1 protein-coding gene is annotated in these 803 nt (G+C 67.2%); it reads right to left on the bottom strand.

Annotation, left to right across the window (positions count from 1 at the left end; all coding sequences use genetic code 11):
- On the bottom strand, window positions 1-803 hold an 803-nt coding region (locus AC3ET4_RS30890; RefSeq protein WP_431955292.1), incomplete at both ends, for an IS256 family transposase.

Genomic DNA, 803 nt, shown 5'->3' with positions numbered 1-803 from the left:
GTCGGCGCGGTGTAGATCGGCTTGAGCGCGCGGGAGATCTTGTCCCAGTCCTGGCGGCCCGCGTAGCGGAACGACGCCCGGATCAAATGGACCACACAGGTCTGCGTGACCGCCTGCGGCCAGACCGTGCCGATCGCGTCGGGCAGGCCCTTCAGCCCGTCGCAGACGACCATGCACACGTCCTCGACGCCACGGTTCTTGATCTCGGTGAGGACCTGGAGCCAGTACTTGGCGCCCTCACCGCCGTCGCCGGCCCACAGGCCAAGGATGTCGCGGGTGCCGTCCACGGTCACCGCCAATGCGACGTAGATCGGGCGGTTGGCGACCTGCCCGTCGCGGACCTTCACGTGCACGCAGTCGATGAAGATCACCGGATAGACCGGGTCCAGCGGCCGGTTCTGCCACTCGGCCATCCCGTCCATAACCTTGTCGGTGATGGTCGAGATGGTCTGCTTGGACACGCTCGCACCGTAGACCTCGGCCAGGTGCGCGGAGATGTCGCCATGCGTCAGTCCCCGCGCGGACAGGGACAGAACCATCTCGTCCACGCCGGTCAGCCGCCGCTGGCGTTTCTTGACGATCTGCGGCTCGAAGCTGCCGTCGCGGTCCCGCGGCACCGCGATCTCAACTGGGCCGACGTCGGTCAGCACCGTCTTGGACCGCACCCCGTTACGGGAGTTCCCACTGCCGGCGCCGACCGGGTCGTGCTTGTCGTATCCGAGATGGTCGGTGATCTCGCCTTCCAGAGCCGACTCCAGCACGCGCTTGGTCAGCTGCTGCAGCAGCCCGCCCTCACCGGTCAA

The organism is Actinacidiphila sp. bgisy167 (assembly GCF_057707665.1).
Note: the sequence above shows the minus strand (reverse complement) of the source record. Positions and strands in the feature narration are given on the sequence as shown.